Here is a 23,438-nt window from a genome sequence, read left to right as displayed (position 1 = left end):
CGAAAGAACGCATAGTTAAAATAACTTATAAAGTTCCTTCGACTGCAAGTCTATCTGCAAGAATTAAGACTTCAGTATTTGGTTGAATCAAACGAGCTGGGGTTCTCTCTAAAGGCTCAGAGAAATCCTGCAACCGGTTAAGGGCCAAATTCTTAGATTTTCCACTTACTAAAAAAATAACTTTTCTAGCAGAGCTCAAAACAGAAGAAGTAATAGTCACCCTTTCTAATCCATTCCCCCTGCAAACAGTTGCGGCCTTATCAGTTACATTCAGTGCAGATGAATACGGAAACAAAGATGCCGTATGGCCATCATTTCCTAATCCAAGTAGTACTAAATCAAGAATCGGTGGGGCTCCGTCACAATGTTTCTGAAGAAGAGTGGAGTATGCACTAGCACTTTGTTCAGGACTAGGAAATTCAAGGGTAGGAATAGGGTGAAAGGTAGCCTTGGCCCCAGGTCCACTAGCCAATAGACTCCCTCTAATCATTCTGGCATTACTTCTTTCATCGTTAAGATCAACCCAACGCTCGTCTCCAAGGAACACATCAACGCGATCCCAAGGCAAATGTTCTCTTGCAAGGGATTCATAAGTAGCTTGTGGTGTCGATCCTCCTGAAAGAGTTAACGAACAGCGATCTCTCTGGTCAAGAACAAGATCAATACTTGAAGCAATTACATCGCATGCAAGACGTGCCAAATCATGCTTGTCTTTAGCCGTAATCAACTTATAAGTCGTCATCGTATATTTAATCTATCCAATTTGTATGAAAGATACCTTCTTTATCTACTCGTTGGTAGGTATGTGAACCAAAGCAATCTCTCATAGCCTGAACAAGGTTCTGTGGCAACCGTCCGGTACGATAGCTATTAATGTAATCAAGTGTACTGGTCAAACAGGGTAAAGGAATCCCGCTTGCTACACCACCTGCTACTACAGAGGCTAACCCCGGTAGTCGTCTATTCACCTCTAGCGAAAACCAAGGATCAACTAGAAGGTTTTGCAACTCCGGGCAAGCACTATAGGCATTTTGAATTCTACCTAAAAGCTGAGAACGAATAATGCAGCCTCCCTTCCAAATCTGAGCTATTGAAGGCATGTTCAATTTGTAGTTATATTCATTCGAACCAATTCGCAATAATTCCATCCCTTGTGCATAGCTTGCGAAGCAAGCAAGCACAACTGCATCCATCAAAAAAGACATATCATTATCTGTCTTCCCAAGATCAAAAGACTTTATAGAGGGACCTGAAATAATTTGTTGAGCCAATATTCTCTGCTCCTTCATTGAACTCATTACCCGAGCATTAAGAGCTGCATAAATTGTTGGTACAGGTGCACCAAGCTCCAAAGCACTAAGCACAGTCCATAATCCTGTACCTTTTTGTCCGGCCTTATCCATAATCTTTTCAACAAGATCCTCTTTCCCCCCACAATCTTTCGTACGAAGGCAAGATTCAGTTATTTCAACCAAATAAGAAGACAACTGTTCTGTAGCATTCCACCTTCTAAAAACATCAGCGATCTCATCACCTGACATTCCACATATACGCTTCATAAGGTCATAGGCCTCAGCAAGAATCTGCTCTATTGCATACTCAATACCGTTATGCACTGTCTTAACAAAATGGCCTGAGCCTCCTGGACCGATATAAGTCACACAAGGACCATCTTCTACCTGGGCAGACATTTTGCAAACTAGGCTCTCTATGGCCTCATAGGAAGTCTTTGTTCCGCCTGGCATCATGCTTGGCCCTTCAAGAGCTCCCTTAGATCCTCCTGAGATTCCCATCCCAATAAATCCAAAACTTTTTCTTTCCAATTCCAAAACTCTGCGTTCAGTATCACGAAATTCTGAATTCCCCCCATCTATCAATAAATCACCAACTTCTAAATAAGGAGAAATCGATTCAATTACCGAATCAATCGCAGATCCAGCCTTAATCATCATGAGGATCCTTCTAGGGCGATCTAACTTGTTTACAAAATCTTTAAGGTCTCTTGCACCGGAAATCTGTTTTCCAGCACCACGTCCGTTTAAGAACTCTTCTGTTTTGGAATATGTGCGGTTATAAACAACACTTGAAAAACCATTTCGCTCAGCATTTAAGACGAGGTTTTCGCCCATAACACCAAGACCAATTAATCCGAAATGAGCCTTGGACATTTCAAGAAGAATATCTACTGGGGTTAGTGTGACTAACCAACAGGAGACTTGCCGCAATCTCGAGCGGTTTGTCAGGAATAAACCATCCTTTCCTCAATAAAGCATCTAAAAAGGCTCTAGCAATAAAAATAAGACCCCTAAATAAAAGTATTATCTTGTTATTTAAATAACAGCTCCATCAGAAATTGTGGCATTCTTAACAACAACTACAATTCCATTGCGTATATAAAATCCCTCCTCAGGTCTATCCGTATCCTCAACATTATCTTTATTTACTATCGCTACATTATTCCCAATTCGTGTATTTTTATCAAGTATTGCTCTCTTAACTGTAGTTCCTTCTCCTACTCCTAGGGGGATTCCACCACCTTGCCTTAAAAGAAGGCGTTCTTCAGAAGACTCAACAAAATCAGAACCCATAACCAAAGAATCTTTAAGAACTACATTGCTTTCAACACGACTTCTAACTCCCAGAACACAATGATGAATGCTGCATGACTTAAGAATAGAGCCTTCCCCAATAATGGAATCAGTAATTTGTGCGTCAACAAGTTTTGTAGGAGGTAAATATCGTGGTCTTGTATAAATGGGGAATTTTTCGTCATAAAAGCTAAAAGGAGGTGTAGGTTGTTGTGTAAGGGCAAGGTTAGATTCATAAAAAGCACCAATCGTTCCAATATCTTCCCAGTAATCATCAAAAACATAACTCCTCAAATGATCCCCCCTAGAAAGTGATTCAGGTATTATTTCCTTCCCGAAATCTTTATGAAGTGGATTCTTATTTAACAAATCAAATAATGTATCTCTACTAAATACATAGATACCCATAGAAGCAAGGTAAGGCTTCTTAATTGATGATTCCTTGGAAAGACCAAAACGCGAGGTATCTACTGCCATTGCCTTCAAAGCATCTCCTTTTGGCTTTTCACTAAAACTTTTTATATTCCCCTCTTCATCAGTTTTCATAAGACCGAATCCTTCGGCTTGCTGGGCATCTACGGGCAAAGCAGCAACAGTTAAATCGGCTTTATTTGTTCGATGGTAATCTACAAAAAGGCTGTAATCCATTCGGTATAACTGGTCACCTGAAAGAATCAAATATTCATCTACGTCCCATTCTTGAAAAAGCCACTGGTACTTGCGAACCGCATCAGCTGTACCCTCGAACCAAGAAGGGCTCTCAGGTGTTTGCTGAGCCGCTAGGACCTCAACAAATCCTTGTCCAAAGGGAGCACTAAGGTTGTAACTCTGAGTAAGGTGCCTATTAAGGGAAGCACTATTGAACTGAGTTAAGACGTACATCTTATTGATGCCGGAATTAATGCAGTTACTTATTGGGATATCAATGAGGCGATATTTACCCGCCAAGGGAACAGCGGGCTTTGCCCGCATCTTGGTCAATGGATAGAGACGAGTTCCTGCCCCGCCTCCAAGAATGATTGCTAAAACCCTTTTCATGCCGTCATGACAGATTGTCATTACCGAGCAAACCTAACGGACAGCGTGCACCAATATTGAATTCGTAGAGCAGATCACATAAGACGAAGAAAAGTCGAAAGGGTACTAGTTGAGAAGAAACCTATTTATCACTAGCTTTTTCAGGATTCAGATCAAAAAGGCTTTCAACAACACTTAGAGAGTTTTGGCGATCATTTCTCCCTTGAGGGGCTCGCAATCTCGTGACGGGCGTATGAAGAATTTTGTTGATAATTCCTTTACTAAGAGCCTCAACAACTTTTCGCTCACGAGCTGAAAAATCTGGTCCCATTCTGCTTAGTGCTTTTTGTAATTCAACCGCTCGAATAGCCTCAAGCGATGATCTAAGACGATTAATTGTTGGGACAGCCTCAAGGCTATCCCACCATTCAAGGAATAAACGTCCTTCTTCTTCAAGAAGGACGTTTGCTTGAAGAGCAACCTGCTGACGTGCCTCCTGATTTCTGGCAACAACTTCTTGCAAGTCATCCACATCATGAGACTCAATTCCGCTAATACCCTCAACATCTGCAGAAATATTTCTTGGCACCCCAATATCTATAAGCCGCAACAATCCTTCTCTTTTTAGAGGAGCAAGACGGGATGCATCAATAATGGGCTCTTCAGTCGCAGTGCTTGTAAACAAAAGAGTGCAATTACATAAACAATTATCCAATTCCTCTAATAAAAGGCATTGAACTGAAAGATCTGGAAAATCCGAGGCCAGAGACTCAGCCCTTTCTTTAGTTCGATTAATAAGAACCAAACTTGAGCAGCCCTTCGCTTGTAAATGCTGCAAAAGCAACCTACTCATTCTTCCTGCTCCAACAACGACTACCTTCTCGGACTCAAGGCTCATCAAATCATCTTTTCCAAAAGATTGGCCCAGCTTTAACTGAGCCAGCTCAACTGCGGCTGAGCTAATAGAAACTGCTCCAGTGCCAAGACTAGTCTCACTTCTAACACGTTTACCCGTACTTACAGCCTGAGTAAGAAGACGATTAAGTATTGGCCCCATAGAGTTATTTTCTTGGCCTAAACGAACCATTTTCTTCACTTGAGAAAGAATTTGACCTTCGCCTAAAACCAAACTGTCTAAGCCTGCCGCAACCTTCATCAGATGTGCAATTGCTTCATCATGATGAAAAACGAAAAGATGAGGAGACAACTCCTTAAAGTCAATTCCTGAATAATTGCTTAGAAATTGATTAATCGCCGAAATTCCATTCTGAGGATTTCGTACAACTGTATAAATTTCTAAGCGGTTACAGGTACTAAGGATCGAAGCCTCAAGAATCTCACTATTTCCTTTTAAGGTCTCTAGTGAGGACTTAATAGTCTGCTCTTGAATGCTCAGTTTTTCCCGGATCTCAACCGGGGCCGTTCGATGACTAAGACCGACGACGGCAATGTGCATAAAGTCTTTCCTTAGGGTTTATGTAGTGAATTAATCAGCTTAAGGCAATGCTCTGAGCACCTTCCTTGATATGAACAGTATTGGTGAATCGAGCTGTTTTGTCCAAAGTACTAATTACAAGACTGCTTGTTCGAGTGCAATCGGTTTCAAACTTTACCCCGTTGAAAAGAAGGCCATCAGTTATGCCACTACCAGCAAAAACAACATTCTTACCCGAAGCAAGTTCCTCGGCTTCATAAACCTTATCGACATCCGTAATACCCATTTCATTCAGGCGTGAGATATTCCCTTCCTTGGTGTAATCGGCCCATTCTTTCGTTTGAGCAATCGCAGGGTCATAAACCAATTGTCCCTGGAAATGACCTCCAAGCGCCCTCATCGCAGCTGCTGAAATGACCCCTTCTGGAGCAGCCCCAATACCCATCAGACAATGCGTACCAGTTCCTGCAAACCCACAAGCAATTGCAGCTTGAACATCTCCATCAGATATCGGCTGAACTCTTGCACCAGTCGAACGAATCTCAGAAATAAGATCCTTGTGCCTGGCCCGATCCATAACAACAATGGTCAACTCTCCAATAGACAAATCTAGACATTGAGAGAGAGTCTTAATATTTTCAGTCGCTGACTTGCGAATATCGACCTTTCCTTTAGCGGCTGGTGGTGCAGCTAATTTTTTCATATAAAAATCTGGTGCATTAAACAAACCTCCTCGATCTGAAGCTGCAAGGACAGCCATAGAACCACGTTGGTTATTTGCACAAAGATTTGTTCCTTCGCAAGGGTCAACAGCAAAGTCCACTCCTGGCCCATTACCACTCCCAACACTCTCTCCGATATAAAGCATTGGAGCCTCATCTCGCTCACCCTCTCCGATGACGATTCGACCTTGCATCTCAATTAAGCCCATTCGCTTGCGCATGGCCTCTACAGCGGCTGCATCAGCCTCATCCTTCTTCCCTAAACCAGTCAAATGAGCAGAAGCTATGGCTGCTTGTTCAACAACCTCGAGAATTTCTTGAATAAGGGTGCGGTCCACTGGATAAGTAAGGGATGATGATTATGAAACTCAAGAGAGAGAAAGCTACTGTAATTCTAAGAAGCAAAGGGAAACCCTTATAGCCAAATTTCATTAGGCCTGAAAAACAGGAGTGAATTACCCTCTTAAGCGCCGCTAACTGTATCAGTGCAAGTAAAACTCAAATGTTCTATGCCCTTCAATCAATAGAATCGCTTTTCAATATGAAAGATCGATGAGCACCAAGCCACTAGTAATAGCCCCCTCGATACTCTCAGCTGACTTTGCGCGTCTAGGAGAAGAGGTTTCCGCTGTAGACAAAGCAGGCGCTGACTGGATTCATGTCGATGTAATGGATGGGAGATTTGTCCCAAACATTACAATTGGGCCCCTAATCGTTGAAGCTATTAGGCCTGTTACAACAAAGCCATTAGATGTCCATTTGATGATTATTGAGCCCGAGAAATATGTAGAAGATTTTGCAAAAGCAGGGGCGGACCACATTTATGTTCAAGTTGAGGCCTGCCCTCATTTGCATAGAAACCTTGCCCAAATCAAAGATCTAGGAAAAAAGGCTGGAGCAGTACTAAATCCCAGCACACCACTTGACACACTTGAATATTGCCTCGAGCTTTGTGATCTTGTTTTAATAATGAGTGTGAACCCTGGTTTCGGAGGACAAAGTTTTATTGATAGTCAGATCCAAAAAATTAAAGATTTGAGAACAATTTGCAAAGAAAAAAATCTTGATCCCTGGATAGAAGTTGATGGTGGTATTAAAGCTAATAATGCTTGGAAGGTAATAGAAGCTGGCGCAAATGCGATCGTAAGCGGATCTGGAATTTTTAATCAACCTAACTATTCAGAAGCCATAGAAGGGATTCGAAATAGCAAACGACAATAAAGCTAGTAACAATAAATGGAATATTAAAAAAAGAATTAACTGATTAGCTGAAAAACCAACCATAGCTATGAAGCCCTAACCCCATAAGATTTACACCTATATAACATAAAGTAATGACAATAAATCCACCAACTGCAAGAAATGCTGGCCTTCTACCACTCCACCCTCTTGAAAGGCGAGTATGAAGATATGCAGCATAAAAAAACCAACAAATCAAAGCCCAAGTCTCCTTTGGGTCCCAACTCCACCAACTACCCCAGGCCTCATTCGCCCATACAGCTCCACTTATCAAACCTATAGTTAAAAGTAAAAATCCAACTGTTATCATTCGATAACTCAAACTATCTAACTTCTCAACTCTGCTTATTTCAAGGGGGCTGAGCCTTAATCCAGTTTTTTCATTATCCTTTTGCCTTGTAAATACGTTTACCTTCCTAAAACCACCAATACCAATTGAACTACTTCTAAGTACTAACGAATCCTCCCTATCAACAAAAATAACAGCCATTGAAAGTGCTGAACCTATCAATAAAGAGGCATAGCTGCTCATAATTACACTCACATGCATAACAAGCCAACTTGAGCGAAGAGCTGGAACTAAAGGGGATGCTTCTTGCAAAGTCGCTGGCAGGGCAAAGTTCGCAAAGCCTACTGAAATAAGAGCTATTGGAGTAGAAGCTGCTGCAACCAACGGGGAGGGCCAAGAACGTTCGGCTAAAAGCTGAATAAGTGTGGAAGCCCAACCCAAAAAACAAAGTGATTCGTAAAGATTACTTATAGGAAAATGACCTGACTGCCACCAACGCAAAATCAGCAGAGCAGTTAAGAAAAAGTTTGCCAAAGCAATTAATAACCTTGCAAATTGCGAATTTTTATTCCCACTTACGGACCAAAAGGCGAGCGGAAGAGCAAAAAGGAGTAAAACAAAAGAAACAAAGGCCAACAAAAGTACCGGGTCGTCAATTATTACTGGCATATTGGCCAACCTCACAAAGTGCTCCAACAAAAGGTAAACAATAGACTAATATTACCCAAAAACTCATCTATTTGCCTGTTGAAGCAAAGCCCATCCCCCAAGCATAGATATAACTACAGGGGACCATGCAGCAACGAAAGGCAAAAGCGTTCCTTTTACTCCTAAGGAGCTAAAACTAAAGCTAAGAACGTAATAAACAAGTATAAGGACTACGCTTATCCCAAAACCCTGGCTTCGGCTTGTCCTAGAGTTTGGTTTAGCCCCTAGGCTACTGCCAATAAGGCCAAAGACCAAACATGCCATAGGTAAAGTAAATTTCTCTTGTATACGTACTTTCATTCGCCTAGCCTCCTTACGATTACCCGCTTCTGCATATAACTTCTGGGCTTGAATTGCTTCCTGAACAGTCATATTATTAGCATCTTTTGGTAGTTTTGATATTCTTATTGGGGCAGAACTTAACGGATATAAATATTTATCAAATTCAGCAGAGGTAGTGCTTCCGTTTGGAGTTGTAGTAAGTACCTGGCCATCAAGAAATTCCCACTTCGCCAGCTTTTCATTCCATATTGCTTTCTTTGAAGTTAACATTTGAGTATATCCATATCTGGAAAAATCAAGCACAGTAACACCATTCATTTCTCCTCTTCTAAACTCTCTCGCATAAAACAATTGAGACAATCCCTTCTTCTTATCCTTATCATCTTGGGTGGTTATTTTCCCGAAACGTGAGTAAATTATGTCATCGCCTTTTTCAGTAGAAATAGCTCTCCCTAAGGCGCGTTGCAATGTAAATTCAGCCGATCGATTAGCCCTAGGAACAATTACATCGTTAAAAATAAATGTCAATCCTGTCATGAAAAATGCAAGGATAATTGCGGGGACAATCATTCTTTTTGTACTAATTCCAACACTCCTTAAAGCCTTTAATTCACTATTTGCAGAAAGCCTGCTGTAAGCCAATAATGTTGCCATTAATGTGGCCATTGGGAAAGAAATAACTAAGAAACTAGGAAGCCTTAAGCCTAAGACTTTTACTGCGGTCAAAACTGGTAAGCCTGATTCAACAATTTTTCGAACCAAATCAAACATCACACCTACCGAAAGAGAAACCACAGTAAATGCAGAAATAGCAAAAATTAAGGGGGCTATTAATTCACCAAAGATCCATCTATCTAATAGAGGAAACCTTTTCCAGGTTGGTAAAAAATATCTTCTGAATAACAAATAAAAAGATTCAGGGGGATTCAATTCAACCCTGCGCAATAATTTCAAAGCTGAAAACCCTCCCCTAAATAATGTCGCCTGACTAAAGGATCATGCGCTACTTCTTCGGATTTTCCAGAAGAAAGTATTTTGCCGTCAGTCAGGATGTAAGAACGATCTGTTATAGCAAGAGTTTCTCTAACATTATGATCAGTGATAAGAATGCCCATCCCACTCTGCCTAAGATCTTGTATTAACCCCTGAAGATCGGCCACAGCCAAAGGGTCAACCCCTGCAAAGGGCTCATCCAACAATAAATACCTAGGTCCCTTAACTCCCACGGCTAGAGCCCTTGCGACTTCACAACGCCTTCTCTCACCACCGGAAAGCTGATATCCCTTTCTATGCAAAAAAGATCTGAGTCTAAAGGCTTCAATCAATTGATCAAGACGTTCTCTTAGCAAACCCGAAGATAATTTACTCTCAGATAAAGCCAGTTTTAAATTCTCAAGTACAGACAATGACCTGAAAATACTTGGTTCCTGAGGTAAATAACCAATCCCTAGTCGGGCTCTATAAGGCATGGGCAACATACTTACATGTTTTCCATCTAACAAAACTCTTCCAAGATCTGGTCGCAACAAGCCTATAACCAAATTAAATGTAGTGGTCTTACCGGCACCATTTGGCCCCAAAAGTCCAACCACCTCGCCAGGGTTTAACTCCAATGAAACATCTCTAACCAAAGGCCTACCAGCCAATGTAAGCGCTACATTTACCAAAGAGAGGCTCATTTGAATGGGGAATGCATAGAGTGTTTATTTCTAAGAGTGAATTGAGAAGTTCAAGAATAAAACATCATCAAAGATTAAAGCTTTGATCTACATTCCTAAAATCTACAGATCAATCATCCCGTAAATCCAATACAGGCAAACCATATTCATCTGGATTACCCTGTTCCTGTAGAAGTCTTAAACGTTCCTGAACACAAAGACAAAAGGTTTCAATATCAAAACCCAAGTCTGGTGTTCCTAAAGCGCGAAGACGGCCAAGTCCTTCTCCATAAAGAATAGTTGCCCCAGTTCTATTACCCCTTTCCAGATGTAATTGAGCAACAGCCACTTGCAAGAATCCCTGAATAGTTCTTCGTTCTACTCCATTAGTTTCATGCCAAATCTCCTCTAAAGCATCATGGGCTCTATACCATTCGGCATTATTAAAAAGACGAACTGCCTCCTTCAAACGAGAATCATCAAAATCTTCAGGCACTTATAAAGTCAGATTAATATCAACGTTTAGCAAACTTCCTAGAAGAAAGCTTCCTAAGGCGTATCGACTCTGGAGTAACTTCAAGCATTTCCTCTTCGCCTATATACTCTAAAGCTCTCTCAAGAGTCATCTGCAAAGGACTCTGTAGGGTATCCAATTCTTCTGCACCCGCTGAGCGCATATTTGTTAGCTGCTTAGTTTTACATACATTGATTTCTAAATCTTGTGGACGATTATTCTCCCCTACAATCATCCCCTTATATACCTTCGTGCCAGGAGTAATAAAGAACTGTCCCCGCCCCTCTGCATTCTTTAGTGCATAAAAGGTTGCAGTCCCCTCTTCAAAGGCAATAAGAACACCATTCCTCCGACCCTCAAATTGTTCAGTCATTGGACGATATTCAAAAAATGAGTGGCTCATTATCCCTTCGCCACGTGTTGCTCGTACAAACTCTCCTCTAAAGCCAATAAGACCTCTTGAAGGTACCAAAAACTCAAGTTGAGTTCTTCCATCAAGTCCTACTTCCATATTCTTCATCTCACCCTTACGACAGCCAATTTTTTCAATACAGGAACCTACAGCTTCTTCTTGAACATCCATCACAAGAGTCTCAACTGGCTCACAACAAATATCCTCAATAGTTCGGAAAATTACTTGCGGCTGTGAAACTTGAAATTCATAACCTTCTCTCCGCATAGTTTCTATGAGAATACCTAAATGAAGTTCTCCTCGACCACTAACTGAAAAACGATCTGGAGAATCAGTTTCCTCAACTCTAAGTGCAACATTAGTTAATAGCTCCTTATTCAGTCGATCTCGCAATTGCCTACTTGTAACAAACTTACCTTCTCTTCCAGCAAAAGGAGAGTCATTAACCACAAATGTCATCTGCAATGTTGGCTCATCAACCTTAATCAAAGGAAGAGCTTTTGGCTCATCAGGACATGCGATAGTTTCTCCAATGTTGACATCATCAAAACCAGCCAAAGCAACCATATCTCCTGCATTTGCCTGTTCAATCTCAATCCTTTGCAAACCTTGGAATCCAAGCAATTTACTAATCCGACCTCTCCTTACAGTTCCATTATCTTTAATTAAAGATGCATTTTGTCCCTTTCTAATAACACCATTATGAACTCTTCCTATTATAACTCTTCCTAAAAAATCTGAATAATCTAATGTGGTTATTTGAAGTTGTAGCGGTTTACTTATGTCGCCAATCGGAGGGGGTACATGTCGAATTATCGCTTCAAAAAGAGGCTTCATATTATCACTTTCGGTGGCCATATCTGGTTTTGCAAAACCTCCTAGTCCACTGCCAAATAAATAGGGGAAATCACACTGATCATCATCAGCACCTAATTCAATAAATAGATCAAGGACTTTATCTACTGCTGTTTCCGGATCAACTCTAGAGCGGTCAATTTTGTTAACAAAGACAATTGGTCTTAGGCCCTGCTCGAGCGCCTTCTTTAGAACAAACCTAGTTTGAGGCATAGGTCCTTCATTTGCGTCAACAATCAAAAGACACCCATCTACCATTCCTAAAACTCGCTCAACCTCACCTCCAAAATCAGCATGTCCTGGAGTATCGACAATATTTATTCGAGTTTCGTTGTAGTTAACTGCTGTATTTTTTGAAAGAATTGTTATTCCTCGCTCCCTCTCCAAGTCATTTGAATCCAATACACAGGTTGGTACAGACTCATTCTCTCGAAAAATCCCTGACTGAGTGAGGAGGGCATCAACCAGAGTTGTTTTGCCATGATCCACGTGGGCAATGATCGCAATATTTCGAATCGACTTAGTCTGGGCAACCATGGGTAAGAAAAATTTCTCTGAGAAAAGGAACCCCTTTTGGGGCAATCTCACTTTGAAGACGCATATAGACTAACCAATAGGTTATTTAATTAGAAAGTTGGCAGGGTTTCTATCAAGCGAAATAATCGCTTTGGAAGTGTCTTTGGACAATAAATAGCTTAGTTTTTGATACTAGAGGATCTTGTTCGTGCATTCTCAAATTCTCTTAAGGCGTCAGCAGATCCCTCATACCTCCAATGCCAAGGTTCATAGCTAACTCCTTGTGGGTTACCTTCCGGGAAGGAAAGAGTGAAGTGATATCTAGGGGCATTTTTCTCTAGCCATTTAAAAGCGGGTGTGTTCTCAAATTCCTTGCGGAAATGAGTCTCTGGACGAGTCGAGTCGCCTAAATCAATTGCATACCCTGTACTGTGCTCGGAATAACCAGGAGGAGCAGAAACTTTTGCCCTTTGTATTGCAGTTTGATTTCTCTCCGATTTCACCTCAAAGAAAATCTCCTTTTGCAAATTATGAGATCTATAACCACTAAGAAAACTTAAGGATATTCCATCTGAAACAGCTGCAGCAGTCATCTTCTTTAAAGCCCTAGCAGTATCTAGATGCACCCTGATTCCTGGATGGACAACAACCAACATGTTTTGATCAGCCTCAGGATAAGGGAAATGGCCAAGTAGACGGCGATCTTGGGAGATTTCACTTATAGAAGGAGGCAATTCAAGAGAGTCGTCCCCTAACCAGACCTTCCTAGAACCAAAGATCAATAAGGCAGAAAATGAAGATGCTCCAATCAGAAGAAACAACACTAGAAATCGACTATTTCTGATCAGATTCCTACTAGAGACTGATCTTTCTGCTACAGGGATGTCATCCTTAAAAGCTTCTATAGCCTTCTCACCTCCTCAATTCGGACCACAAAAAATCAATAGCTGATGTTTCGATCGTAACGACCTAACCCACTTAGCTCAACAAGATACCTTCCTTAGATGTTATTTTTCAAAAACAAATCAAGAAAAGGCATAGGAATGTTGCGAGTTGCAGTAATCGGTGGAGGACCAAGTGGTTCTTGTGCTGCTGAAATCCTTGCGAAAGCTGGTATAAAAACTTGGATTTTTGAACGCAAGCTAGACAACGCAAAACCCTGTGGAGGGGCAATTCCACTTTGCATGGTTTCAGAATTTGACTTGCCTGAATCAATTATTGATCGAAAAGTACGCAATATGAGGATGATTTCCCCCTCAAATCGTGAGGTAGATATAAGCCTTGACAAAGTCTATGGAGAAACAGAAAACGAATATATAGGAATGTGCCGAAGAGAAGTAATGGATGCGTTCATGCGAGATCGTGCTGCCGAACTAGGAGCAAACCTTGTGAATGGATTGGTCACCAAAATCGAAACCGGAACAAATCGCCAGGGACCCTACAAGCTGACCTATTCGGATTACACAAATGGGGAGTCAACAGGGGAAACGAAAACTCTTGAAGTCGATTTAATTGTTGGGGCTGACGGCGCTAACAGTCGTGTTGCTAAAGCAATGGATGCTGGTGATTACAACGTGGCCATAGCCTTTCAGGAGAGAATAAAACTCCCTGAGAAAGAGATGAAATACTATGAAGACCTTGCAGAGATGTATGTAGGAACAGATGTTTCACCAGATTTCTATGGTTGGGTTTTTCCAAAGTATGACCATGTGGCTGTAGGAACTGGCACAATGCAGAAGAACCAATCTCTTATCAAAAGCCTTCAAGTTGGTGTAAGAGAACGTGCTAAAAAACGCTTAGTTAATGGTGAAGTAATTAAAGTCGAAGCACACCCAATTCCAGAACACCCAAGACCCAGGAGGGTTGTTGGAAGGATGGCATTAGTAGGGGATGCTGCTGGCTATGTGACAAAGAGTTCAGGTGAAGGGATTTACTTTGCTGCCAAAAGTGGGCGAATGTGTGCAGAAGAAATAGTAGACGCATCAAAAGGCGGAGAAAAGATTCCTACGGAAGCAGACCTGAAAAAATATTTAAAGAAATGGGATAAAAAGTACGGGACTACATATAAAGTTCTTGAGATTCTTCAAAACATCTTCTACTCAAATGATGCAGCTAGAGAAGCATTTGTTGAGATGTGCGATGACATGGATGTGCAGCGTTTAACATTTGATAGCTACCTATATAAAACAGTTGTTGCAATGAAACCATGGCAACAACTAAAGCTTACTCTTCTGACAATAGGCTCTGTCTTAAGAGGACGTGCACTTGCTCCAGAGAATTATAAGCCCGTACCAAGCACTGTTAGAGATGATGATGAAGTGAATAAGATGCTTGCAGTAAGTACAATAAAGGGTGGAATTAAAGTAGAAAAAAATAAAATATCAGCCTAACAAAGAAGTAACTAAAAACCCTATATAGATAGCTTGCTGAAGTCTGCAAGTACAGATGCTTGATTTCTCAATACCCCTAATAAATTCAATCGATTTTTTCTCACAATTTCATTATCCGACATAACCATCACACTGTCTTTGCCATCAAAGAAAGAGGACAAAACATTTGCACCAGAGCTAAGTCCTTCAGCCAACTCCAAATAACAAGCACCCGTTTTATTAGTTGCGAGTGGCTCGAGATCTAATAATACATTTAGCATTCTTATCTCACTTTCTTTTTCGAACAACTTAGGATCTACAGCACTTAAGGGATTTAGAGTTGTGGAATCAAGGTCTCCTTTATCTGCAAGTCCTGAAGCCCTTGTAACAACAGCTTGTAAGGTTGAAAGCGTTCCATTTATTCGCATCTTTAACAACAGTTCAATACGATTCCTGGCATCATTAGGGTCCGAAAGTAATCGCAGAGAAGAAGTACTTTCTCCAGCAACTGCTTGAACTAAATCATAATCAAAATCAGAATCCTCTAGCAAGCTAACAATTCTTTGACAAAAGAACCCTGAGATCTCCTCATAAAGTTCTAAATGGTTTATTTCAAAAATTGGCAAAAGATCTTTCCAATGCTCAATAGACTGTCTCAACAAAGAATCTAAATTCAACTTCCACCCTCTTGACCACAGAATCTGTAGGATCCCATTACCTGCTCTTCTTAGTCCATAAGGATCTGAGGACCCAGTAGGGCGTCCTCCTTTTGCAAAAATACTAATTAAAAGCTCCAATCTATCAATAATGGCTAGAACAGCACCAATATGCGATTGCGGTAATAAGTCACCAGAGCCCCTAGGGAAATAGTGTTCTGAAACTGCTAATGCCACAGCTCTTTCTTCACCTTCTGAGAGAAGATATTTCCCCCCAATAATTCCTTGCAATTCAGGGAACTCTCCAACCATATGACTTACCAAGTCATGCTTACAAAGATATGTTGCCCTTCGAAGATTGCTTGAAGAACTTTGATCAAGTTCCAATTCTTTTATTAAAGGGTCCATTAACCATTGCATCCGACCTACACGATCCAGCAATGAACCCAATCCTTCAGCAAAAGTAACTGAAGATAATTTACCAACACGCTCCTCGCTACTTATAGACCTATCTGCACTAACGAAAAACTCTGCATCTTCAAGCCTTGCTTTTAAAACTCTTTCATTCCCTAACCTAACTTTATCCACCGAAGCAGCAAGGCCGTTACCAATGCATAAAAAACGTGAAAGCAGTACCCCTCTTGAATTTTCTACCAATGGATCTTTAGGACAATTCGATAAATAAAGAGGTATATAACGTTGATGAACCCTCATCACTGTACTCAAGACCTCGGGAGGAAGTCCAAGGTATTTTTCAGGGATAGATCCCTCTATTAAAACGGGGAACTCGACTAAATCTATAAGTTCATTCAAAAGGCTTTCCGGTAAATCTGGCTCTGCATTTAAACTCTTAGCGGCTGGATAGACCAACCCGGTAATAAAAGAGGTTCTTTCATCTCGATTAACAATTACACCTGATGACCAAAGGGCCTCTTTATAATCTTTAGTAGAAAAGATGCTAATAACATTATTATGTAGTCGGTGTCCTCGACTCTCCTTTCCTGACGAAATTTTCGGGTCGGTATCACAAAGAGAAACAGGTACCAACTCCTCATCAAGCAAAGCCAAAAGCCATCTAATTGGACGAGAAAAGCGTCTTTCCCCTTGCCCCCAGCGCATAAAACGACGTCCTTGCAAACTGTTTATCCAAGATGGAATCAGATTTTCCAGGATCTCGATCGTAGGAGCTCCAATACACGTAGTATTCGCAAAAACAAAAGGGCCTTTTTCTGTCTCTTTTACTTCCAAATCCTTTAAATCGACACCAATCCGCTTGGCAAAACCAATTGCAGCAGAGGTTGGAGCATCATTACAAAAAGCTTGCTCTGCTGGTGGACCTTTCCTCTCTTCAAAGATGTCTTCTGCAAACTTTGCCAAGTTTTCGACTAGTAGAGCTATTCTTCTAGGGGTGCTATTGCATGAAATCAAGCCATGAGAAAGTCGCACCTGTGCCAAGTCACTACGAACAGATTCCTCTAACTGCGGCAATGCAAGGCGAGCAAAATCTGCAGGGAGTTCCTCAGTCCCGATCTCAAGAAGAAAGTTTGGCAAATCTACAAAAAGTGGTTTTTCATACTTTATTGAAATCTGAGCAAAAAAAGTATTCTTCTTTTAGCTACCGTGGCCGAGGAGCGATTTAAAGCCGTGAAAGAAGGCGAAACATCCACAAAGGAAAACATGGATAGAGGATTTTCACCATGCATTGCACTTGGTGGAGAGCCAAACAAATTTGAAAATTTTAAAGAAAATAGCGACTATCTACGCGAGCCACTATTTACCGAGCTTAAAAACGATAGCAACCACTTTTCTAATGATGCTTTACAGCTATTAAAGTTTCACGGAAGCTATCAACAAGACAATCGTGACAAAAGAGAAAAAGGGAAAGAAAAAGACTGGCAAATGATGCTTCGTCTTCGAAGTCCTGGCGGTCGCGTTTCACCTGATCTTTTCAATGCGCTTGATTCACTATCTGAGAAGCTGGGCAACAGGACCCTGAGGGTTACAACACGCCAAGCTTTTCAAATGCATGGAATCCGTAAAGACGATCTGCATCAAGTTATAAACACAGTCATATGCTCAATGGGGTCAACATTGGCTGCTTGTGGTGATATCTCACGCAACGTTATGGCACCTGCGGCGCCTTTCGAGAAAGGAGCTTATCCAGCCGCGAGGAAATTAGCTCAAGATATCGCCGATCTTCTCAGCCCAAAAGCAGCGGAAGAAGCCTACTTAGAGCTTTGGGCTGACGGGGACCTTGCTTACAAAATCAAACCTAGTAAAAGGGTGAAAAACGCAGAAATAAAGCAAAAAGAATCTGCTGTTTTTAGCGGCGATCCAAAAGAGCCTCTTTATGGCAGCACCTATCTTCCAAGGAAATTCAAATGTGCCGTAACAGTTCAAGGAGATAACTCTGTTGACCTCTTAACTCAAGATATAGGAATTGTTGTTTTTACTAATCCAAACGGCCTTTTAAAAGGATGCAACGTATATGTAGGAGGTGGGATGGGAAGAACTCATAATAAGGAGGAAACCTTTGCTAGAATTGCAAATCCTCTAGGGTATGTAAAAGCAGAAAACATATTAGAACTTATTCAGTCAATCCTCGCCTTACAAAGAGACTACGGGGATAGAAAGGATAGACGACATGCACGTATGAAATATCTTATTAATGATAGAGGGATAGGATGGTTTAGGAATGAAATCAAAAAATACTATATGCATGGTCTTGAGGAAATAAGACCAGAGCCAGAATCTAAATTAGAGGATTATCTAGGATGGCATAAACAAGATCGGAAAAGATGGTTTGTAGGTATTCCACTTTTATCTGGAAGGCTGTCAGGGGAACTCAAAAAAGGATTAAATAAGATCATACAAACGTATCAACTTGATGTACGTCTAACCCCTAATCAAGACCTCCTACTTTGCAATGTAGGCGTACAACAACTTTCTAGCGTAAAGAAAAGTCTTGATGAGATTGGAATAAAAGATCCCAAACACCCTAAAAAACTTGAAAGACATGCAATAGCCTGTCCTGCATTACCATTATGCGGCCTTGCGATTACTGAGGCTGAGCGTTATCTACCCAACGTACTTAACAGGGTAGAGACTTTACTTGCGAAGCTAAAGATTGAAAAATCAATACTAATACGTATGACTGGATGCCCGAATGGTTGTGCTCGTCCATATATGGCCGAAATTGGATTAGTAGGAAGTGGGGTAAATCAATATCAACTTTGGCTAGGTGGAACGCCAGATTTAAAAACACTTGCAAAACCATATCTGCAAAAGATGCCACTAAACCATTTAGAGAAAACAATCGAGCCGTTACTTTTGGACTGGAAGAAGACAGGATTAAAGCATTCACTAGGAAAGCACATTAGTAATAGAGGAGATCAATTTGTACTTGATTTAATCTCTGGAGGGTTGGATTTACCATAAACAGCATTTTTGCGTCCTTCGGACCAAGCCCAGAGTTGATCTCCATAACTAAAGTGCCACCATTCATTTGGATGCTGAGCGAACCCTAAATCTCTCATTACATCAGCTAGAATCAATCTCCTATTATGCCAACGAAAAAAATCCGATTCTTTATACTTTTCTGCCTTGAGAGCATAATAATTGGGCTTTGAAATTACACTAATTTCATCAATTTCACCTCCCATTTCAACTTCTTTTCCCTGCAAATCAACCAAAGTTAGATCGACAGCCCCCCCAGTGGAATGAGGAGGAGGGGTTGAGGGATCCTCAGATGGAGAAGCCCAAAACTGCTTGACTTCCTCAAGAATTGCCCTCATTTTGGGCGAGTCTTTTGACTCAGTTTGGCTAACACCCTTTAGCCTGCACTCCTCATCAACTGCATGTTGAAACATAAACGCTTGAACAGCAATTGGTCTCCATGCATCAAATATTGCCAAACGATATCCCGAAACACTACGTAGAAGTTGATCTTCTGCAGCAACCAAACGACTTACAACCCCTTCTCTGAGCCAAAACGGATCGATTCCATCAACGTAAGGGGCACCCAAGGCCACATATGGATGCGGGGTTAGTCGATGGAGTGAATTTGGGATCAAACAAAGAGATTCCCCATTATCAAGGATAGGAACAGTCGCCCAAGGCCTTATCATGAAAATTATTTAAAAATTTCCACAGATATCTCGATTTTTTCCACAGGTCTGATCTCGCAGAGGAAAAATGATTTGGATCGATTTAAAACTATAGAGCCCTAAGCAGCAAGAAATTTTACAAAGCTTTAGAGAAGAAAACCAGCAATCCAATTTCTTGATTCTTTGATCAAGAACCATTGACAAAGCAAGATTTTATACAAATTTTTGTACATAGCGAGTTCATCTACCAGAGGAATAGCTGACTTGAAGAGAAAACGAACAACGCGAAGGAAGAGCGGAAACCAAGACGCCAAAATCTATTTTTAAGACTCATCTGAGACCAGCGTTTGTGGAAAAGTATTACTTTAATTTAAATGTGCTTTACCACTGAATTTCTTCCAGTTTTCGTCAAGCATTTCCCTCAACAAACCTTTGGAAATTAAATCTGGGCTCTCATTTAATAATCGAATAGCTTCTACTCTTGCCTGCTTTAAAACGTCTGCATCTTTTACAAGACTTGCCAATGCAAAATCTGGCAACCCAGACTGTCTAGTACCAAGAATTTGCCCGGGGCCTCTAAGACGAAGGTCGATTTCAGCTATTTCAAATCCATCGTTAGATTTAGTAAGAACTTCAAGTCGTTCCTTACCTAGAGGTGTTTTACTGTCATTAATCAACAAGCAATAGGACGAACAAGATCCGCGTCCGACTCGACCTCTAAGTTGATGCAGCTGTGCCAGGCCAAAGCGTTCAGCATGTTCAATAACCATGATTGACGCTTCTGGCACATCAACTCCAACTTCGACTACAGTTGTAGAAACAAGTACCTGACACTGTCCTGAAGAGAAATTTCGAATAATTTCTTGCTTGTCCACACTAGTCATACGTCCATGCAATAACCCAACTTCAAATTCGGGAAAAATTTGTTTAGATAGTTCCTGATGAGTCATCACTGCCGAACGAAGATCAAGTTTTTCCGAATCTTTTACTAGGGGCAAAACGACATATGCTCGCTGTCCTTTCTCAACCCCCTCTCTGATAAGTTCATACGCCCTATTTCTCTCAGAACCTTTGAGCAGAGAAGTTTTAATGGCTTTGCGCCCTGGGGGAAGTTCATCAATCTGACTTACATCAAGATCACCATGTAGCGAAAGGGCAAGTGTTCTAGGTATTGGTGTTGCCGTCATAGTAAGAAGATGTGGCTGTAGTCCCTTCCCAAGCAAGTTGTTTCTCTGATGAACACCGAAACGATGTTGTTCATCAACGACCACTAAACCTAATCTGTTGAAAACTACAGGGTCTTCAATAAGAGCATGAGTACCCACAAGTATCTTTATCGAGCCATTCGCTAAATCTTCCAAAATTCTTCGCCTACTTAAACGAGGCGTAGATCCCGTTAGCAACTCCACATTCACATGAATTTGCGGTAGCCACTTGCAAAGAGATCGATAATGTTGATCAGCTAAAACCTCTGTAGGTGCCATCAAAGCTCCTTGCCAGCCTGATTCAACTGCTTTTAAAAGAGAAGCAATAGCCACAACCGTCTTTCCACTTCCAACATCACCCTGGATTAATCTCGCCATTGGTTCTGACTTGGAGACATCTGAGCTAATTTCTGCAAGCACTCTTTCTTGTGCTCCCGTCAAAGAAAAAGGCAAAAGATCAAGAAATTTCTCTACTAAGCCTCCTTGTTGAAGTTCAGTTCTTAAAGAAGGAGCTTCCCGAGTTCGAATTTCAAAGCGTTTCCTGAGTAAACCCAGTTGAAGAAAGAAAAACTCATCAAAAACCAACCTTCGTCTAGCAGCCTGTAATAAATCAGTTGATCCTGGTTTATGGATTTGAACAATCGCATCGCTTTTTGGCATCAAATTAAGCCCTTTCAAAGTAAAGGGTGGTAGAGGGTCTAAAAACTTTTCTGCCAGAGGCAACACATTTGCAACTAACTCGCGAAATTTATCTGCCTTAAGTCCTTCCGTTAAAGGGTAAACGGACAAAATACGTCCAATACTTTGCGATCTAATAGGTGAAGAAGGATTTTCCATGACTTCAATCAAAGGATCTTGAAAACTAACCCCATAATCGCCACTCTTAACTAATCCGCTTACAGCAACAGTTGAACCTGGAGGATATAAATTAGCCTGACTCTTTATATAGGCATAACTACTAAACCTACGACCTGCAAAAAATCGAGTGACCTTTAACTTGCCAGTCAAATCCTCTAAATGAAGTTCAAGAATTGATAAGTTTGGATTACGAGGACTCTTAAAACCATTAGATCTTTTTACATTAGCCACTATCGTTGATGTTTCACCTACTCTTAAATCAGAGATTCGACGCAAGGAAGAATAGTCAACATAATCTCGTGGGTAATATTCCAGAAGATCTTTAATAAAAATAATGCCAAGAGCAGAAAGTTTCTCAGCAAACCTAGGTCCTACACCTTTTACATCTATCAACAAACTTTCAAGACTTAAAGAAGAGTTTAACTTCGTATGAGAAGAGAAATTTGAGATAGATTCTTTAGCATGCCTGATATGTGGTGGCCCTATTGGGGATTCGGGCTGAAGATGTTTGCTAAGGCGATGCAGTTCAAAGCGAGATTTAGTAATTAATCGCCTTCGTGAAGTTTTATTCTTCTCGGGGTAAAGATGGAATTGTGTTGACAATTCTTTTAACTGAACCCTTGTTTCTGCAGGTAAAGGAACTTCCTGGAACTCCAAAAGTTGTCGTTCTGCAAACTCGTGAAAGAACTCCCGTCGTCCTTGAAGATTGTTAAAACCCTGTTCGACTTCAAGTGTAAAAGCTTTTTGAAGAAGTCTGATCCAATCCAATACAGAGCACAGTTGTTGCGTATCTAGAGAATTCTTGGAATTACCAGTTAATTCTGTTCCGGAGGATTTCCCCACCATTGTTGATGTGCCTCCTTATTAGAAAATCGACTTTGCCAATGACGCTGTTGTCGTGCCATTGTCAGTAATAAGTTTTTATGATTCGTTATCTTTGATCTACATCGACGCAGTCGATGGGATTCATATTCCAAATCTGAAAAACGTAGCAAAACACAAATTAAATCCATTCCATCATCTAACTGCGAGAAAAGAACCGGGGAAGGGATTTTTAAAAGGTTAGACCCAACAGAAATAAATTCCAATTCTCCCTCGATTGCAGCGTCCAAAAGTGGAACTGGCAAAAGATTACTAATAACTCCTGTCCTCAAAAGTTCTACGTTTAAAGCATGGGAAAGGTTTCGCAGCCTTCTTGTAATGGCTTTCTCAAAGGAGTCAAGCCATCGGGAGAGTTCGATTGGATTTCTAGGCAGAAGTCCATCTTTCAAATAGTCTTCTTCATTAATCACAAATTCTTCGCCATCTTTAATGTCATCATCATTATTGTTACCAACCAACAAAGAATTAGAAGGCTCAAGGGTATCCTCAGCCATTCCAAAAAGCGATCGGAACATTTCAAAAGGTTGTTCAGTTTTTGCTTTTGCCTTGGAATTATTAACGAACTCATCTGACTCAACATCTTTTGAGTCTTGCCCCTCATCTAAGGGGAGGAGAGAAAGCTCTTCTTCTGAAGTAATACTACTTGTATCATTAAGGACATCGTTATAATCCAAGCTGGTAAAAAGCTTTTCAACAGGCTCAGTATTTTCCAGCGGGGGGACCATACTTATAGATAAAGAACCATAGGGCTCTTGCTTTGATTTATTCTGATTGTTAATTTCCATAAGCAACTTCTGCCTAGCCCTTTCTTGACGGATTCGCTTTTCCTCTCTCATTTGATTCATTAGAGCTATCAAATGTTCAACGGTTAATAACGAACAACATTGTGAGACTGACCTGTCAACAGATTGAATTAAGTTATCGCGTAGAGGGACAGAAATTTTGCTTAGTCTATTTTTATTTCCGTAGGTAATCAGCTGAAAGATTGCTTGCCTAACTGCACCAAGTAAGGAACTTCTCAACTCTTGAAGGTAAAGAGCCTCATCAAGATAAATGAGTGACGCTAACTTCTTACTCTTTGAGCGAAGAAGATCTAACTGATTAGATGGGTCTAGTCTCTTCAAAAT

18 protein-coding genes are annotated in these 23,438 nt (G+C 40.9%); 3 read left to right on the top strand and 15 right to left on the bottom strand.

The features are described 5' to 3' along the window. Positions 1–25 precede the first annotated feature (25 nt). The 5 genes from pgl to glpX form a co-directional block, all read right to left on the bottom strand. Complete coding sequence (gene pgl / locus SOI84_RS00700) at positions 26–742, bottom strand: 6-phosphogluconolactonase (protein ID WP_320674492.1); 717 nt, start codon at positions 740–742, stop codon at positions 26–28. A gap of 7 nt (positions 743–749) precedes the next feature. Continuing rightward, on the bottom strand, positions 750–2,168 hold the full coding sequence (gene gndA, locus SOI84_RS00695) for an NADP-dependent phosphogluconate dehydrogenase (protein ID WP_320675482.1): 1,419 nt from the start codon (positions 2,166–2,168) through the stop codon (positions 750–752). Positions 2,169–2,330: 162 nt separating this feature from the next. Then, positions 2,331–3,626, bottom strand: coding sequence for a glucose-1-phosphate adenylyltransferase (locus SOI84_RS00690; protein ID WP_320674491.1), 1,296 nt, complete (start codon positions 3,624–3,626; stop codon positions 2,331–2,333). Positions 3,627–3,747: 121 nt separating this feature from the next. Further along, positions 3,748–5,061 carry a glutamyl-tRNA reductase gene (locus SOI84_RS00685; protein WP_320674490.1) on the bottom strand — a complete coding sequence of 438 codons (1,314 nt, stop codon included), beginning with the start codon at positions 5,059–5,061 and terminating at the stop codon, positions 3,748–3,750. Positions 5,062–5,095: 34 nt separating this feature from the next. After that, the gene (gene glpX, locus SOI84_RS00680) at positions 5,096–6,100 is read right to left on the bottom strand and encodes a class II fructose-bisphosphatase (RefSeq protein ID WP_320674489.1); all 1,005 of its coding nucleotides are present in this window, start codon (positions 6,098–6,100) and stop codon (positions 5,096–5,098) included. A gap of 214 nt (positions 6,101–6,314) precedes the next feature. On the opposite strand from glpX, the gene rpe reads away from it, so the two are divergent. Further along, a complete protein-coding gene (gene rpe, locus SOI84_RS00675; protein WP_320674488.1) occupies positions 6,315–6,983 on the top strand; it encodes a ribulose-phosphate 3-epimerase in 669 nt (222 codons plus the stop codon). Between the two features lie 43 nt (positions 6,984–7,026). Here rpe and ccsB read toward each other — a convergent pair whose 3' ends face one another. The 6 genes from ccsB to SOI84_RS00645 all read right to left on the bottom strand — a co-directional run bounded on the left by ccsB (position 7,027) and on the right by SOI84_RS00645 (position 13,059). Further along, positions 7,027–7,959: a c-type cytochrome biogenesis protein CcsB gene (gene ccsB, locus SOI84_RS00670; RefSeq protein ID WP_320674487.1), complete on the bottom strand. Its 933-nt coding sequence runs from the start codon at positions 7,957–7,959 to the stop codon at positions 7,027–7,029. Positions 7,960–8,022: 63 nt separating this feature from the next. Beyond that, positions 8,023–9,186 carry an LptF/LptG family permease gene (locus SOI84_RS00665; protein WP_320675481.1) on the bottom strand — a complete coding sequence of 388 codons (1,164 nt, stop codon included), beginning with the start codon at positions 9,184–9,186 and terminating at the stop codon, positions 8,023–8,025. 44 nt (positions 9,187–9,230) lie between these two features. Then, positions 9,231–9,959 (bottom strand): LPS export ABC transporter ATP-binding protein, encoded by a 729-nt coding sequence (gene lptB, locus SOI84_RS00660; RefSeq protein ID WP_320674486.1) that lies wholly within the window; start codon positions 9,957–9,959, stop codon positions 9,231–9,233. A 109-nt stretch (positions 9,960–10,068) separates the two neighbouring features. Beyond that, entirely contained in the window at positions 10,069–10,434 is a 366-nt protein-coding gene (locus tag SOI84_RS00655) for a DUF309 domain-containing protein (RefSeq protein WP_320674485.1), read from the bottom strand. Positions 10,435–10,453: 19 nt separating this feature from the next. After that, on the bottom strand, positions 10,454–12,256 hold the full coding sequence (gene typA, locus SOI84_RS00650) for a translational GTPase TypA (RefSeq protein ID WP_320674484.1): 1,803 nt from the start codon (positions 12,254–12,256) through the stop codon (positions 10,454–10,456). A 158-nt stretch (positions 12,257–12,414) separates the two neighbouring features. Then, positions 12,415–13,059 carry a M15 family metallopeptidase gene (locus tag SOI84_RS00645; RefSeq protein WP_320674483.1) on the bottom strand — a complete coding sequence of 215 codons (645 nt, stop codon included), beginning with the start codon at positions 13,057–13,059 and terminating at the stop codon, positions 12,415–12,417. A 219-nt stretch (positions 13,060–13,278) separates the two neighbouring features. Here SOI84_RS00645 and chlP point away from each other — a divergent pair, with 219 nt between their 5' ends. After that, complete coding sequence (chlP, locus tag SOI84_RS00640) at positions 13,279–14,625, top strand: geranylgeranyl reductase (protein ID WP_320674482.1); 1,347 nt, start codon at positions 13,279–13,281, stop codon at positions 14,623–14,625. Positions 14,626–14,645: 20 nt separating this feature from the next. On the opposite strand, the gene glyS is transcribed toward chlP, so the two are convergent. Then, complete coding sequence (gene glyS, locus SOI84_RS00635; protein WP_320674481.1) at positions 14,646–16,811, bottom strand: glycine--tRNA ligase subunit beta; 2,166 nt, start codon at positions 16,809–16,811, stop codon at positions 14,646–14,648. A 126-nt stretch (positions 16,812–16,937) separates the two neighbouring features. Between glyS and SOI84_RS00630 the strand changes: the two genes are divergently transcribed. Continuing rightward, a complete protein-coding gene (locus SOI84_RS00630) occupies positions 16,938–18,698 on the top strand; it encodes an NADPH-dependent assimilatory sulfite reductase hemoprotein subunit (protein ID WP_320675480.1) in 1,761 nt (586 codons plus the stop codon). On the opposite strand, the gene SOI84_RS00625 is transcribed toward SOI84_RS00630, so the two are convergent. The 3 genes from SOI84_RS00625 to SOI84_RS00615 all read right to left on the bottom strand — a co-directional run bounded on the left by SOI84_RS00625 (position 18,653) and on the right by SOI84_RS00615 (position 23,435). Further along, complete coding sequence (locus tag SOI84_RS00625) at positions 18,653–19,387, bottom strand: M15 family metallopeptidase (RefSeq protein ID WP_320674480.1); 735 nt, start codon at positions 19,385–19,387, stop codon at positions 18,653–18,655. The two genes, SOI84_RS00630 and SOI84_RS00625, sit on opposite strands and share 46 nt — an antisense overlap. Positions 19,388–19,731: 344 nt before the next feature. After that, positions 19,732–22,275 carry an ATP-dependent DNA helicase RecG gene (recG, locus tag SOI84_RS00620; protein WP_320674479.1) on the bottom strand — a complete coding sequence of 848 codons (2,544 nt, stop codon included), beginning with the start codon at positions 22,273–22,275 and terminating at the stop codon, positions 19,732–19,734. Next, entirely contained in the window at positions 22,245–23,435 is a 1,191-nt protein-coding gene (locus SOI84_RS00615; RefSeq protein WP_320674478.1) for a hypothetical protein, read from the bottom strand. The genes recG and SOI84_RS00615 overlap by 31 nt, the downstream gene beginning before the upstream one ends. Positions 23,436–23,438: the final 3 nt, after the last annotated feature.

This window comes from Prochlorococcus sp. MIT 1341 (genome assembly GCF_034092415.1).
Classification (GTDB): domain Bacteria; phylum Cyanobacteriota; class Cyanobacteriia; order PCC-6307; family Cyanobiaceae; genus AG-363-P08.
Note: the sequence above shows the minus strand (reverse complement) of the source record. Positions and strands in the feature narration are given on the sequence as shown.

Excerpts from the sequence above, each read along its gene's own strand:
- pgl (WP_320674492.1), bottom strand. The coding sequence starts at position 742 with ATGACGACTTATAAGTTGATTACGGCTAAAGACAAGCATGATTTGGCA.
- gndA (WP_320675482.1), bottom strand. The coding sequence starts at position 2,168 with ATGTCCAAGGCTCATTTCGGATTAATTGGTCTTGGTGTTATGGGCGAA.
- SOI84_RS00690 (WP_320674491.1), bottom strand. The coding sequence starts at position 3,626 with ATGAAAAGGGTTTTAGCAATCATTCTTGGAGGCGGGGCAGGAACTCGT.
- SOI84_RS00685 (WP_320674490.1), bottom strand. The coding sequence starts at position 5,061 with ATGCACATTGCCGTCGTCGGTCTTAGTCATCGAACGGCCCCGGTTGAG.
- rpe (WP_320674488.1), top strand. The coding sequence starts at position 6,315 with ATGAGCACCAAGCCACTAGTAATAGCCCCCTCGATACTCTCAGCTGAC.
- ccsB (WP_320674487.1), bottom strand. The coding sequence starts at position 7,959 with ATGCCAGTAATAATTGACGACCCGGTACTTTTGTTGGCCTTTGTTTCT.
- lptB (WP_320674486.1), bottom strand. The coding sequence starts at position 9,959 with ATGAGCCTCTCTTTGGTAAATGTAGCGCTTACATTGGCTGGTAGGCCT.
- typA (WP_320674484.1), bottom strand. The coding sequence starts at position 12,256 with ATGGTTGCCCAGACTAAGTCGATTCGAAATATTGCGATCATTGCCCAC.
- chlP (WP_320674482.1), top strand. The coding sequence starts at position 13,279 with ATGTTGCGAGTTGCAGTAATCGGTGGAGGACCAAGTGGTTCTTGTGCT.
- SOI84_RS00630 (WP_320675480.1), top strand. The coding sequence starts at position 16,938 with ATGGATAGAGGATTTTCACCATGCATTGCACTTGGTGGAGAGCCAAAC.
- SOI84_RS00625 (WP_320674480.1), bottom strand. The coding sequence starts at position 19,387 with ATGATAAGGCCTTGGGCGACTGTTCCTATCCTTGATAATGGGGAATCT.
- recG (WP_320674479.1), bottom strand. The coding sequence starts at position 22,275 with ATGGTGGGGAAATCCTCCGGAACAGAATTAACTGGTAATTCCAAGAAT.